This window comes from Pseudoalteromonas aliena (assembly GCF_038155085.1).
Taxonomy (GTDB): Bacteria; Pseudomonadota; Gammaproteobacteria; order Enterobacterales; family Alteromonadaceae; genus Pseudoalteromonas; species Pseudoalteromonas aliena_A.
This window is the reverse complement of sequence record NZ_JBAKAU010000010.1, coordinates 135,617-150,572: the sequence shown is the minus strand read 5'-3', so window position 1 is coordinate 150,572 and position 14,956 is coordinate 135,617. Positions and strand designations below refer to the sequence as shown.

Annotated in this window: 12 protein-coding genes; 5 read left to right on the top strand and 7 right to left on the bottom strand. The window is 37.6% G+C overall.

Annotation, left to right across the window (positions count from 1 at the left end):
• Window positions 1-577 precede the first annotated feature (577 nt).
• The 5 genes from V6260_RS11630 (at window position 578) to V6260_RS11610 (ending at window position 7,583) form a co-directional block, all read left to right on the top strand.
• Window positions 578-1,381, top strand: coding sequence for a VOC family protein (locus V6260_RS11630; RefSeq protein ID WP_341594229.1), 804 nt, complete (start codon window positions 578-580; stop codon window positions 1,379-1,381).
• Between the two features lie 141 nt (window positions 1,382-1,522).
• Window positions 1,523-1,888, top strand: coding sequence for a hypothetical protein (locus V6260_RS11625; protein ID WP_341594228.1), 366 nt, complete (start codon window positions 1,523-1,525; stop codon window positions 1,886-1,888).
• The gene (locus V6260_RS11620; protein WP_341594227.1) at window positions 1,885-4,218 is read left to right on the top strand and encodes a fatty acid cis/trans isomerase; all 2,334 of its coding nucleotides are present in this window, start codon (window positions 1,885-1,887) and stop codon (window positions 4,216-4,218) included. Before V6260_RS11625 ends, V6260_RS11620 begins: the two co-directional genes overlap by 4 nt.
• Window positions 4,219-4,373: 155 nt before the next feature.
• Complete coding sequence (locus V6260_RS11615; RefSeq protein WP_341594226.1) at window positions 4,374-6,119, top strand: response regulator; 1,746 nt, start codon at window positions 4,374-4,376, stop codon at window positions 6,117-6,119.
• Between the two features lie 51 nt (window positions 6,120-6,170).
• Complete coding sequence (locus V6260_RS11610) at window positions 6,171-7,583, top strand: ATP-binding cassette domain-containing protein (protein WP_341594225.1); 1,413 nt, start codon at window positions 6,171-6,173, stop codon at window positions 7,581-7,583.
• On the opposite strand, the gene V6260_RS11605 is transcribed toward V6260_RS11610, so the two are convergent.
• The 7 genes from V6260_RS11605 to V6260_RS11575 form a co-directional block, all read right to left on the bottom strand.
• Entirely contained in the window at window positions 7,573-7,764 is a 192-nt protein-coding gene (locus tag V6260_RS11605; protein ID WP_341594224.1) for a hypothetical protein, read from the bottom strand. The two genes, V6260_RS11610 and V6260_RS11605, sit on opposite strands and share 11 nt — an antisense overlap.
• A gap of 65 nt (window positions 7,765-7,829) precedes the next feature.
• On the bottom strand, window positions 7,830-8,708 hold the full coding sequence (locus V6260_RS11600; RefSeq protein ID WP_341594223.1) for a TraB/GumN family protein: 879 nt from the start codon (window positions 8,706-8,708) through the stop codon (window positions 7,830-7,832).
• Between the two features lie 50 nt (window positions 8,709-8,758).
• Window positions 8,759-10,195 carry a HAMP domain-containing sensor histidine kinase gene (locus V6260_RS11595; protein WP_341594222.1) on the bottom strand — a complete coding sequence of 479 codons (1,437 nt, stop codon included), beginning with the start codon at window positions 10,193-10,195 and terminating at the stop codon, window positions 8,759-8,761.
• Window positions 10,176-10,850: a response regulator transcription factor gene (locus V6260_RS11590; protein ID WP_341594221.1), complete on the bottom strand. Its 675-nt coding sequence runs from the start codon at window positions 10,848-10,850 to the stop codon at window positions 10,176-10,178. Before V6260_RS11590 ends, V6260_RS11595 begins: the two co-directional genes overlap by 20 nt.
• Before the next feature lie 63 nt (window positions 10,851-10,913).
• Window positions 10,914-12,863, bottom strand: a complete 1,950-nt coding sequence (locus V6260_RS11585) for an LTA synthase family protein (RefSeq protein WP_341594220.1) — start codon at window positions 12,861-12,863, stop codon at window positions 10,914-10,916.
• A complete protein-coding gene (locus tag V6260_RS11580) occupies window positions 12,854-13,225 on the bottom strand; it encodes a diacylglycerol kinase (RefSeq protein ID WP_341594219.1) in 372 nt (123 codons plus the stop codon). The genes V6260_RS11585 and V6260_RS11580 overlap by 10 nt, the downstream gene beginning before the upstream one ends.
• A complete protein-coding gene (locus V6260_RS11575; RefSeq protein WP_341594218.1) occupies window positions 13,222-14,892 on the bottom strand; it encodes a phosphoethanolamine--lipid A transferase in 1,671 nt (556 codons plus the stop codon). The genes V6260_RS11580 and V6260_RS11575 overlap by 4 nt, the downstream gene beginning before the upstream one ends.
• Between the last annotated feature and the right edge of the window lie 64 nt (window positions 14,893-14,956).

Sequence of the window (14,956 nt, the reverse complement as noted above, 5' to 3'; positions counted from 1 at the left end):
TACCGACTTCAAATTAAAGAAACCCGTTACAGCTATGTGACGGGTTTTTTGCTGTTTGGGATTTAATAAATAGTCAAGAGCTCATGCCGAATTCAGTAATGAAACCAAATAGCTCGAAGGCGAGCCCCGGCCAACGATAGTGTAGCATTTGTTATGTGAAAGTAGGACATTACCAGGCTTCAAATTGTAGAAAGCCCGACTAGAAATAGTCGGGCTTTTTTACGTCTGCAGAAAAGTGAAATGTGCGCAATTAATACACACTCACAGCAACCCCGAGCACGTAGGTAGAGCGAGTATAATAAAAGCACTGCGAGTACTCTTATAAAGCTTCTACTTCGATTAAAGTCTTACTAAATACCGAAATTTTTGCTTTGTTATAGACGTAGGTTCCTTACCTCACAATAGCCTACTCAATTAAGTAGATTGGTGTAACAAAATATTTTCAATATCTCTTCTTTAAATTATCGACTCTGCTTTGCTGTTGCTCTAATCTTAATTTATGGTCTGCTCAATTATGTCGTTTATAAAAATGTAACAGAACTTGTTTAGGTGAACTTAGAATAATAAGGGCTTAATAATGAGCGAAATTGATAATCATCCCCATGGTATTTTTTGTTGGTCAGAACTTTGTACGTACAATGGGAAAGACGGTAAGGCGTTTTATACTTCATTATTTGATTGGGGATATGATGACCAGCCAATTGGTGAAAACTTATATTACACCGTGTTGCAAAAACAAGGTGATGATATTGCAGCTATGTACGAAATAGATCAAGAACAGGTTGCTGCGGGTGTTCCGAGTTATTGGTTAGCATATATTGCAGTAGATAATGTTGATGAATGTGCTTTGAAAGCAAAAAGCCTTGGTGCTGAAATTATTGCGAGTCCTCATGATGTTATGGATGCTGGCAGAATATTAATAATAAAAGATCCAGGTGGAGCAACTGTTGCTCTGTGGCAAGGGAATGCGCACAAAGGGTGTAAACGTGTTGAAGAGCTACATACGCCATATTGGTATGAATTAGCAACGCGAGATACTAAAGCAAGTAAAGATTTTTACTGTTCTTTGTTGGGTTGGCAAAGTGAAACAAAGCCAATGGAGAATATGCAATACACCTTATTTTTAGTGAATGGTAAACTTATCTCAGGCATGCTTGAGATGACAAACGAGTGGCCAGCAGATACTCCTCCTCATTGGATGATTTATTTTGCTGTTGAAAATTGCGGTACAGCCATTAAAAAAGTTGAAGAGCTTGGCGGGCAAGTATGTGTTCCTGCTACAGATGTTCCTGACGTTGGTCGGTTTTGTGTTATCTGTGATCCTCAGGGGGCTGTATTTTCGGTAATACAGCCGGATATGCTTAGTAGTTCATTAGCGTAAACATATGCTGGTATTAAAGATAATATTATTTAATACCAGCGACTAAGTTCCCCACGTTATTTGGCTATCCATTATGAATTATTGTTCAATTTTTCTTGCTATAATGCACACAATTAAATAGTTAGTAGCACTGAGAGCACAATGGAAATTGAACAAGATAGCAACTTAACCCTTCCTTTATTTCTTCTTGATGAAACTTTAAGTGAAAGAGATTTAGAGCAACCTGATTTTGAAATTTCTATTGCGTTAAATGATGAGTTACTAACTCAAATTTGCCAAAACCCGAGCGAAGGTAGCAGTGTCGCTATTACGCTAAGTAATTACCAGCTATTAATTACTGATTCTGTATACTCGGCGACTTTAGAACAAGAGCACGATGCGCAAATTACTTTAACTCATGGACCTTTATTGAGTGTGGTACTAAATACCTCAGAGCAACAAACATTTGTATCTCCACAAATGGATATGATGCCAACATTTGACTTAGGTGATGAGGACTTAGAATGAAAAAAATTCTAATAAGTGCCTTAGTACTGATTATTTTGAGTGGGTGTGCATATTTGGGTAATGCTCATTACGATAATGTATTTGGTGCAGAGCAAACACAAGAACGGATTATTCCACATACCACGGGGGCTGGGGCTGATTTTTTACAAAATGTAAAACCAGTTCTCGATACTCGCTGTGTTGTATGTCATGGCTGTTATGATGCGCCTTGTCAGTTGAAGCTTTCATCGCCTGAGGGGATTGATCGTGGGCTAAGCAAAGATCTTGTTTATGATGGAACACGTTTACTTGCCACTACACCGAGCCGTTTGTTATTTGATGCAACTAATACAAAGCAATGGCGCGAGAAAAACTTTACGCCTGTGCTTAATGAGCGCGCTCAAACAGAAGAGGCCAACTTAGCTGGTAGCGTGCTATTTAATAGTTTGGTATTAAAGCAAAGCCATGAATTACCTGCTAATGAAGTATTAGATGATGAATTTGATTTTTCACTTAGTCGCTCACAAACGTGTGCCACAATGGGCGAATTTGATCGACTTGCGGATGAGCAACCTCATGCAGGTATGCCTTATGGTTTACCTGGGGTATCGCGAGAAGAGTTTAATCATTTACAAAACTGGCTTAAAGGTGGCGGTAAAATGTCGCACCTTAAGCCACCTAGCCAATTTGATTTAAACAAGATAAAAGGCTGGGAAGCATTTTTAAATCAAGATAGTTTAAAGTATCAGTTATCAGCGCGTTATATATATGAACATTGGTTTTTAGCGCACATTTATTTTACTCCCGAAAATCCACAAAGCTTTTTTAAACTTGTGCGTTCAAGTACGCCCCCTGGTGAAGAAATAAAGCTAATCAACACGCGCCGCCCATATGATGATCCTAAAGTTAGCCGTGTTTATTATCGTTTTATGCAAGAACGCTCAACTATTCTTTCTAAAACACATTTACCACTTGAGCTTAATGAAGCTAAGTTACTACGTTTATACGAGCAGTTTATTGCACCTGATTACACCGTAACTAAAATGCCTAGTTATAAAGCTGAGTCGGCTTCAAATCCATTTAAAACATTTGAAGTAATTCCTATTAATTCTAAGTATCAGTTTATGCTTGATGAAGCTGAACTTATTATTATGGGTTTTATAAAAGGGCCTGTTTGTCGTGGTCAGATTGCGCTAAACGTAATTAATGATCATTTTTGGGTAGCCTTTGCTGACCCTGATAAAGTTGCTACACCCGCTGTAGGGCAAATGCTTGTACAGCATGAAGATGCTCTAGAGCTCCCTGCTGCTGAAGAAAGTAATGCGTTACCTATCTCTAGCTGGGTTAAATATTCAGTACGTGAGAAAAAATATTTACAGGCTAAAGTTGAGCTCGCAAACGATATGTTTAAAGGTGGCGAGCATCTTACTACCGGTTTACTTTGGAAAGGTGATGGGCATAATAAGAACGCAGCCTTAACTATTTTTCGGCATTTTGACAGTGCTACTGTGGTTAAAGGTTTTATAGGGCAAGAGCCTAAAACAACTTGGATACTTGATTATGCTTTATTTGAGCGCATCCACTACTTACTTGTAGCCGGTTTTGATGTATACGGGAATATTGGCCATCAATTAGTAACACGCTTATACATGGATTTTTTACGTTTAGAAGGGGAGCAAAACTTTTTATCATTGCTGCCAGAGGCAAAGCGTAATCAAATTAAAAAGCAGTGGTATCGTAACTCGCCACCAGATTTATCTAAGTTCTTTAAAAATAATCGTGAATTTAGCCAGCCAACCGGTATTGAGTATAAAACCGATAACCCTCAGCACGAGTTATACGCTTTAATGAAAGAGGCTTTAGCGCCTGTACTAAGTGAGAGGTACGATTACACTAAAGTGCCAGAGTCGTTAAGTGCAATAAATAATATGCCTGCAAAAGCAGTTAATTTGTTGCCTCAAATTTCTTTTGTACTCGTTAAGCAAGCTGATAATAGCCATAAAGGTTATACAATCATCCATCATAATGCGCACTACAATATATCGAGTTTATTAAACGAGGATGGCCAACGCGCCTATGATGAAGATACAGCCACAATCGTACCTGGTTTTATAGGTGATTACCCAGCTGCTATTTGGTATTTAAATAATGAGCAACAAGTTAATGCATTTGCCGAGCAGTTGCCAATGATGCAAATTGAAGCTGATTATCGTGTTTTAAAAAGTGAATTTGGAATACGCCGCACTCACCCACAGTTTTGGCAATACAGCGACATTTTACACTCTGTGGCAAAAGAGTATCGTGGTATAGAACATGGAATGTTTGATTACAACCGATTAGAAAATAGATAACGTTTAACTTTATAAAACCCAGCTTTTGCTGGGTTTTTATTGTCATAGTTTTCTTGTCTAAACATAGCTTACTTAATCATATAAATGGTATTACTCTTACTGATTTTTCGTTTCATAAAATTAGGCTACACTTAAATAAAAAAACAGGCCCTTATATGTTCAATATTATTAAAAGTGTTAGAAAGCGATACCGATGGGCGTTATTAGCTATTGCGCTTTTGATCAGTGGTTCTGCATTATTACTTCAATTAAGTATTTCGGTTCAAAAGTACGATGCTAAAGTTATTAATATTGCAGGTAAGCAAAGGATGCTTTCGCAAAAAATAGCATGGCATAGTAATACTATACTTAATACGAATAACTACTCTGTATCACATACTCAATCCCTAAAAAAATCTTTAAATACATTTAATTCTGCGCATCAACAATTATTAGTGCAAAACCCTAGCGGGGAGTATAAATATTTAACGCCTGAGCTTATAAAGTTATACCTATATGAGCCAATACAGCTAGATAAAAGTGTTACACAATACATACTAGAAGCAGAGAAGCTGTTATACCAAAAAGGAGAGGTAAAGCAGTCAGTTTTTTCTATCGAAGAGGTAGAAACGCTTTTATTAAACCTCGATAAGGCAGTTAGTTTATATGAGCAAAGTGCGCTCAGTAAGGTTAACTGGGTTTCTAATTTAGAAATATTATGCTGGCTATTAGCCATGATATTACTGCTGATTGAGCTAAGATTTGTTTTTATGCCAATGGAGAAAGAAGTAACAAATACGCTGTCAGAATTACAAAAACAAAAAGATTTTGTACAGCAAATTAGCCAAAATAAAGAGCATTTTATTGCCAGAGCGAGCCACGAATTTAGAACACCTTTACAGGGTTTAATCACATCTATAGAAGCGCTAGATGTAACTTCTGAGCAAGAAAGTATTAAAACTCAGGCAAAATATTGCTCTCTCAGATTAATATCCATGCTTGATGAGCTACAAGACCTGCAGGCGTTGAGTGCAGGGAAGTGGGTACCCCATTTAAAAGATGAAAACCTATTAGAGTCGTGCAATAAAGTAGTGATAGCTTATAAATATGCATGTAAGCAAAAAGGTATAAAGTTAACTAGTCATTTAGATGAATCGTTAAACTGTATTTGTAAATTAGATCACCAGCGCTTGCAGCACATGTTTACTGAATTGATGAGCAATGCGATTAAATTTACTGCCGAAGGTGAAATTAATGTATCTGCAGAGCTTTTAAATAATGAGTTTTTCTTAACTGTGAAAGATACTGGTTGTGGTTTTTCACAGGCAGTTGCTGACCTTGAATTTGATTCATTCAAACAGAATAATCACTTTCAAGGATTAAGAACTGGACTTACCCGTGTACAGTATGTAGTTAAGGCACTTCATGGCACAATTAGCTTTCAAAATAACGTGCCGCATGGTGCTATAGTAACTTTAAGCTTACCAATAATAAGCCATAAAGAAGCGCTTGAAGAGCATACATTAAATAGTAATCTAACGTGTTTAGTTGTTGAGGATAACCCGCTTAATACTATGTTGCTTACCCGTATACTAACTCTTTTAAATTTAAGCTACGAATGCGCTGTAAATGGAGAAATAGCGTGTGATATGGTGAGTAAAAACGAGTACGACGTTGTTTTTATGGATTTAAATATGCCAGTAATGGATGGCTTCACAGCCATAAAAAAAATACGTGCTGAGCTTAATAAAACGATGCCAATTATAGCTGTAACAGCAAATACCTCGGATGATGATATGGAAGAAGTATATGAAAGTGGCGCTAATGCTCATATCTATAAGCCCATTAGTCAGCAGGCAATTGAGGATGCTTTAAACAGTATAAGTAAAATTAGTAACCCGTGTAGCGAAGGTGCTTGCTAAGCCCTTTAAATATGCGCTAAGTTATTGTTTTATGTTTACTCGGAAACACACGTGCAGTCAATTACGCTTCAGCAATTTAATGGTTATTTAAAAGGGCAGGGTAAAAGCCGTTACAATATTAGTACTTTAAATTGGCAAGTTAATTTGGGGGAACATTGGCTATTATTAGGCGGTAATGGCGCAGGTAAATCAGCGCTAACGGCTACCTTAATAGGCGAGGCACAGTGTGAGAGTGGCAAACGGTTAAGTAGTATTGATAGAGTAATATTGGTCTCGTCTGATTCGCAAAAGCAGTTACTTGCAAATGAGTTAGAGCATGAAAAGCAAAGCCTAGTAAAAGATCTTATATTTACCTCGCAAAACCAACACAGTAGCCTTTTAACTCAGCTTATTGAGCTTTTTAAATTTGATACGCTACGAAACAGGCGTTTTAGAGATCTTTCAACAGGTGAAACCCGCAAGTTATTACTTATTAATGCGCTTAGCTCAAGCTGTGACTTAGTGGTGCTTGATGAACCTTTTGATGGACTTGATGCGGATTCGTGCCTTCAGCTTAATCAAATACTAGTAGATCTTAGTAAAACAATTACTTTTGTTTTTGTCTTAAACCGTCTGGATGAAATCCCTGCTTTTATTTCTCATTATGGTTATGTTAGCCAAGGGTGCTTGATCCATACATTAGCTAACCCAAGTGTTGAACAGTTAAACGACTTACTAAAATTACTGCATTTAGAACACACTACATTAAGTGTACCAAAACCCGATAGCACGCAGTTACAATCGCTATTTTCAGGTGAGACTTTAGTTAAATTAAATAATGCTAAAGTTAGTTACAGTGATGTAACTGTATTTAAAAACTTAAGCTGGACTATTCAAAAGCATCAGCATTGGCAACTAAGTGGAGCAAATGGCTCAGGTAAAACATGCTTATTAAGCTTAATAACAGGTGACAACCCTCAATGTTATAATAATGACATTGAGGTGTTCGGTTTGAAACGCGGTACAGGGGAGAGCATTTGGGATATAAAGCAGCACATAGGCTATATATCAAACGCACTGCATATGGATTATCGCGTAAGTATATCGGCTTTAAATACTGTTATTTCAGGGTTTTATGACAGCATTGGTTTATATCAAAAGCCGAGTGATTCACAAGTAAGTATCGCTAAGCAGTGGCTTGCATTAATAGGTTTAAGTGATAAGCAAAACACTTCATTTACTCAGCTATCTTATGGCGATCAGCGTATGTTATTAATTGTACGCGCAATGGTAAAACACCCAACATTACTTATTTTAGATGAACCCTGCTTAGGACTAGATGAAGCGAATAGACAGCGGGTGTTAGTATTAATTGAGAAGGTATGTGCGGCGAAAACAAGTACTGTGATTTATGTAAATCATCATGCGGCTGACAAAATTAAAGAAATAGAGAATTACTTAAAAATGGAAGATTTTAGGTATTAGTTCGTTTCTTATATTTTTTATTAATACTTTGTATTGCAAAAATAACAATTTCAATCGTAATAAAAATAGAGGCAAGGATTAACCCACTACTTGGTTTAAAATACCCCTCTTGGTAGTAATATACTCCATTGATAAAAAGCATGGAGAGAAAAAATAAAATTTCGAATTGAATACGTTTCATAACTCACCTAAATATTATGAGCCTACGTAGAGTTGCTATTTCGTAAGCTCTATTGGGTTCTAATTTTAAAGGCTAGTAACACTAAAACCTTTATCTTTTAACTGCTTTATTAAACCATGTTGCTCTGGCAGGTGTAACGCACCTACAGCAACAAATAGTTTTTCGTTAGTTAAACGAGGAACTAATTGCTCAACCCATTTATCATTACGATTAACTAGCATTACTTGCTCGCTAATTTCACCGTAATTACTGTCATCAAAACTCATGTTGTAGTAATCGGTTAGTGTGTCCATATCACCGCTTTTCCAAGCATTAACTAACTTGATAAAGTAAGTATTAATATCGGCTAGTTGCTTAAAGGTTTCTTCAATCATTTCATTGCTTAATAGCGCCATACCATCAAACATTTGTAACTGCTGTTCTAGGGTTTCTAGCTCGCCTATTTTAATATTATGCTCTTTAGCATAACTAAGTACTTGCTTGTCTATGCCGGTTTTATCTGAATAACCTGCATTTTGAAACTCAATTTGCATCATGGTTACCATTACAGCCCACGGTTTTAGGCCGTTAAACATGGCAATATCAATCGACTTTTTAGCAAAGTAGTCTTTAAGTTTATTGTAATTTTGTTTTGATAGTTCTGTTTGTAAAGTTTTGCCGTCTTTAAGCATCATAAAAGGCATTGAGCGTTGCTGCATTTGCAGTGGCGTGAGTTTACTAATATCTACTTCTACAATCACTTCATCGCTTTGATCTATAGCCTCGGTTACTTTTTTTGGCAAACCTTCCATGCTGGCATCACCTACGTGAACTGTGCCAAACAAATATGAGCTAATGCCGTTTTTCTCTACTTTATATAAAGCCGGTGCCGCAAGGCTATTAAAACTAAGTACTGTAAACAGCACCATAATAAAAAGGTGACTAATACGAGGTATTGCTTTCATAGCTTGTCCTTAAAATCCCGTTGTTGAGTTAGATAAATACTAACCTAAATTCACTTTATGGGCAGTGTTAAATTAAATGTAAGGGTATTATTTTCGTTATTTTGAGCATTGATTTTAAAGCCATTTAAATCACATAAGCTTTGCACTATAGAAAGCCCTAAACCGTGGCGCTGGTTATTAGTTCGTGACGAATCGAGTTGATACAGTGGATCAAAAATAGCACTTAGCTCTTCATTGTTAAGTAGCTTGTCGACTTTGTTACTGATTGAAATTGTTACACTATACTCATTTTCAATGGCATCTAATATGATGGCTTGGTCAGTTATACCGTAAAATAGCGCGTTATCTATAAGATTACATAAAATGGTATTTAAGCTAAATTCATCTGCAATAATAGTTAAATCATCATCGAGCATATTATTAATACGCTTTGATATATTTAGATGCTTGAAGGTCAGCTCCTCAATAACTTGGTCAATTAAGCGTTTTAAAATGATATTTTGATTGCTCAGCTCAAAAGCATTACTGCTAGAGCGCTGTAATAACAGTAAGCTATTTACAATCGTTTTCATTCGCTGGGATATATTGAGTACGTCGCTGGTATAGGTGTCGCTAATACGTTTATCGTCAGGGTATCGAATAGCCACCTCTGAAAGGCTTATGAGTTCAGCAATAGGGGTTTTTAGTTCGTGTGCTATATCGCTAGTTAAGTGTTTTTCATTGCTGTAGAGTTTCTGATTTATAGTGATAAACTTATTTAGTTCGTTACGTATGGGTTCTAATTCTTCTACTTTTATATCGCTTTCTATGGTTTGTGCTACACCGGTAATATCGAGTAACTTTATTTGGTCGTTTAAATTATGTAGAGGGTATAGGCCTTTATTTACAATACGTGTCACTAAATAGCGTACGCCAAATACACCAAATATACAGGTTAGAATAAATACAACATCTATAATTATGAGCACTTTATTAAGTTCATCAGTAGGTGCAGCTATTGTTAGTGTCATACGGTTAAATACATCTAAACCTGTGATGCTTCTATCGTCTTTATGTGCAATAAAATGGCTTATAAGTGCGCGGCCATCGTGTCCGTTAGGAAGTTCAATATCGATTATTTTGGATTCATTTATTGGCATGTCTAAAAAAGGTAAGTTTGCGTTTGGAAACAAATCGAGTGAATCAGAACGTTCAAATATCGCTTCGCCGTGCCAAAGCTGATAAAACTCGCTGGCTTGTGCTTGCTCATATTCAGACATAAACTCGCCAGCAAAATCAAACTCTACATTGCCGTTATCATCTTCTACTAAGGTTTTTAAATAGTTCGCTTTATTAGTTAAAGATTGATTGAACTGATCTTCTACCCAAGTATCTACACTTAAATCAACGGTTAAAAATATAGTGAATAAAATAACTGAAATTACTGCGCTAATATAATTAACCAGTTTACGTTTAATTGAGTGTGTTTTATTTTGCTGTGGCAACATAGCCAAACCCCCGTTTATTTTTTATCGGAAGCTCGCCATTAAACTGCCTTACTTTTTTACGTATGGTTGATATGTGTGCTTCAAGTGCATTTTTAGAGAGCATATCAAACTGACCCACCACTGCTTCGCTTATAAGCTCAAGCCCCAATACTCGCTCTGGGGCGCTAAATAAACATTCTATTATTTTGTATTCATTACGCGTGAGCTCAATGGCATGTTGCTTGTAGTGAAGAGTTTTAAGTGACAGATCTAATACGCAATCACCTACACTAAGGGTATTTTGTTGGTTTTGCAGTGAACCACGACGAAGTAATGCAAGGACACGAGCATGGAGTTCTTCAAACGAAAATGGCTTAGTTAGATAATCGTCAGCGCCTTTCATAAGGCCGTTAATTTTATCTTGAGGCTCACTTCGTGCCGATAAAATTAGCACACGGCTTTGGCTATTACTGCTGCGCAGTGCTTGTAAAATACTCATGCCATCAACGTTCGGTAGCATTAAATCAAGTACGAGGAGGTCGTAGTTTCCACTCAGTGCCATACTCAACCCTTCTGAGCCATCACCTGTTTCATCTACGGTAAAACCAAGGTTGCTAAGGCCAACTTGCAAGCTGCGTCTTAATGCTTCTGAGTCTTCAATAACGAGGATTTTCATGTTTACTCGGTTTATAAAAATAGCCTTGTTACTTTAACAAGGCTTTATTATCAAGTCACTTTCTTAATGATACCAACCATTTGTATAAGCTAGATTACCTAAGTTCGCGTGGGCTAGGGCTTTTTTAACTAGTTGCTCATCGTTTTCACATGGTACAAGCTGGTTATTGCTATACGTATAGGTGGTTGCTGGTTTTTGTGGTTGTAACACCACCACTTTATTATCGTGCATATAAGCAAAGTTTTTGTCGTATTGCATCATTGCGCGTTGTTTGTTGTCGCTAATTGGCTTTGATAAATCATGACCTATCATTGGGTGCTTACCACTTGCGCCAATTAAAGACAGTAGAGTAACAGGAATATCGAGTTGACTGGCTAGGTGGCTATCTCGTTTATGGGTAATATCTTTACCAAAAATAACGGCCGGAATTTTAAAGTGATCAATGGGCACTAAGTTAGAACCCGATACGCGCGAGTCGTGATCGGCAATAACAATAAATACGGTGTTGTCCCAGTAGCTCGATTTTTTAGCTTTTTCGATAAACGTGCCTAGTGCGTAATCGGCATACTTGGCTGCATTATTACGGGTTTGTTTTTGTTTATCGTACAGCGTTATTTTATCGTCAGGAAAGTCATACGGGCTATGATTAGAGCTGGAAAATATAAGGCTAAAAAAGGGTTTGTTTTGATTTTTAAGCTTAGTAAGTTCTATGTCGGCTTGGTCGTACAAGTCTTCGTCTGATGCACCCCACGAGCCATTAAAGTTTATTTTTTTAAAGTTATTTGTATCTACGATATTTTTAAAACCGTTGCCTAAAAAGAAGCTGCGCATGTTATCAAAATGGCTTTCGCCACCATAAATAAACTGCGTGTTGTAATTTTGCTTCGCTAAGAAATCAGCAATGGTAAAAAAGTCGCGTTGTGACTTATCAAGCTTAACAACCGCACGTGAAGGCGTTGGTGTAAACCCTGTAATTACCGCCTCAATTCCACGCACTGAACGTGTACCCGTAGCGTACAAATTGTCAAACCCCCAGCCTTGTTTATAAAGGGCGTCTATATTAGGTGTAAGTGGTAAACCGCCAAGCGTGCCTACGTAACGAGCACCTAAACTTTCTTGTAAAATAATGACTAGATTTTTTGGTTTACCTATATTACTTGCTTCATGAAACGTTTTTGTAGGTGCGGTTACATCGCTAAATGCGGCTTGCGTATTTTGCATGTTACTACGCACAATACTAAGCAATTCATCGGTGGGCATTTTACCGTAATAGTCTTGGCTTGATTGCTCATTAGAAAGTTGCTTAACTGCAAACGCGACGCTATAAAGTGAGTTAAGGGTTAAGTCGTTAAGTAAGTGATCGGTAGAAAACGAGACCATGGCGGGGTTAAGCGGCCTGTGTCCTAATGAATTACGCGCGCCCAAAATAGTTAAGCATACTAAAACTAACGCTAAAATTGATTGATTCAGCCTCGTTAGTGATGACTTGCTTTGCCATTGATTGCTAAATACTTTACTTGCTAATTTACAGCTTAAAATAAGTGTTATAACAGCAATAAATACTTCTAACTTGTAGCCAGAAACAATCATGCTTGAGACTTCTTTAGGGTAAATTAAATACTCTATAAATAAGCGATTTGGGCGCAAGTCGTATTCATTTATAAATGTAGGCGTAATCACTTCAAAAAAAACGAGTAAAGCCGACATTATTACTAAGTAAATTTTAATTAGGCCACGTACTTTGTTTTGCCAGCCTATGCTTTGCATAATTAAAGTTAGTAGTAATGCAGGCATAATAATGTAGCTTAAAGTGGCTATATCTACCCTCAAGCCACCTATAAATATAGATAACCACGCATGCGATCCAAATACACGCTCACCTTGCCAAACACTCAGGCCAAAGCGGGCAAGTGTTAAAAAGCTCAGTGCTAAAGTAGTAAATACAATAAGTACCCACACAGGGCCAAGTGCCTGCTTGACTGTAAAATTATTATTTTTGAGTGTTAAGCCCATAATACAGCCCACCAAATTAGAGCAGTAATCAGCATGGCTATAAACACACTGGCAGAGGCAATATCTTTAGCGAGGCCCGAAAGCTCATGGTATTCACTGCCTATTCTATCAACCACAACTTCAACTGCTGTATTTACCATCTCGGCAAACAATACAAAAAGCAGGCTGGCTATCAGTAATAACTTGTCGCTTAATGCAATTTCATGTAGCCACACAAACACCCCAAGTAACGAAAACAGTGCTAGCTCTTGTTGAAACGCCGCTTCAAATCGACTCATCCATTTTAAGCCGTTAAAAGAATGGCTTAAGGTAAAAATAAGGCGCATTAAGCCTTGGCGTTTTATAGCGGTTTTATTACTCATAGTTTTATTTCGCTTGGTGTTGTTTGGCAGCTAGCAAGTAAATCAAGGGATGCCTGATACGTTTTGCTTTTAATGCCAATTAAATTTAAAAGGGTGTGAAAAATATTGTTGTGTGAGCGTGCAGCACTGGTATCTAAATTAGCTAAGCAGGTATTAGTAATGCGCTGGTTATGCTCATCAGCCCACATATAAAGAGGAACGTGCGTTTGTGTGCTAGGTGCAAAGCTATACGGAAAACCATGCAAGTAAGCACCGGCTTCGCCAAGTGATTCACCATGATCAGAGACATATAAAAACTGCTTATCTATGTTGTTTGGTAGTGCTTTTAATTGCTCAATTACTTGGGCATTAACAAAGTCGCTGTACGCAATTGTGTTGTCGTAGGTATTAACTAATTCATCGAGTGAGCAGTTTTGAATGTCGCTTCTGTCGCACGTGGGCGTAAATTGCTTAAATTTATCTGGGTAGCGTTTAAAGTAGGTTGGTCCGTGCGAGCCCATCATATGTAGGACGATAACGGTATTAGCTTGGCTTAAATTAGCGAGTTTGCGCTTAAGTGGAGCAAGCAGTGCTTCATCAAAGCAATATTTTCCATCGCAAAGCGCTGATGGGGTGGTTGGGATATCAATATTAACAACACGGGTGCATACGTTTTTACAGCCGCTGTTGTTATCAACCCACAGTACGTCGCTGCCAGCTTGTTGTGCTAAGTCAATCAGGTTTTGTTGGTTGTCGGCTGCTAATCGATCAAAGTTATCTTGTGTTTGCAGTGAAAACATACACGGCACAGACACTGCGGTAGCTGTGCCACAAGACGCCACATTATTAAAATACGTCACATTATACTTTTGTGTATATGGGTTGGTGTTGCGTTTATAACCTTGGTAAGCAAAGTTTGTTGCTCGTGCGGTTTCGCCAACAACTATAACTGTTACGCTGGTGGTATTAGGCGCAATTAAAGTGGGTGCAGTATCTATACTTTTAAATTCTATATTTGAGTACAACAGCTGATCGCGCATATATTTATAACCGCTTGAGAGATACTGAAATGGGATGATTTCTTTTTTCAAAATGCGGTTATTGCGGCCAGTGGCTGCGTAGTCGGCGTAAAAGTTGGCGACCACTAAAGCAGCTAGCGTTAAGCAGGCAATAATAAGTTTTATACGGCTAATCGCTTCTTGATGGGGGCGAGTAAAGTGTATTTTTACTTTGCTTAATATAAAAACAGGTAGCGCGCAAAACAGTAGTAAAAAACCAATGAGCTGCGGGTTTAAATAGCTCAGTGCTTCGCTTGAATCTGTTTCGAACGTGTTTTGAATCATTGAATAGTCAAACACGACGCCGTAATTTAATGAGCCGTAAAGCACACCGCTCGAAATTATCAGTAAGAGGTAGTTAATAGGTTTTAGCAACCATCTGACCGACACTATCGAAAAGAAAATAATTAAAAGGCATAGCAAAAGTAGCGGGACTGAGAGTAAAAACAGCCATGAAAAAGACGCAAGTGAGGTAATGGCGCTAAACGAACCTTGAATAAAAGGAATGTTTATAACTAAACAGTAATAACAGGCAATCATTACTACAAAGGCGTTAGCACTACAGTGAATGTAAAACCGCTTACTACGATTTGGCTTTTTTTGTACTGGTATTTGGCTAAGTATGTTCATATTTGGGCTCGTTTAAAATAACAGCGCCATGCTATGTAACAACACTTAAGAATTGCTTAAGAGA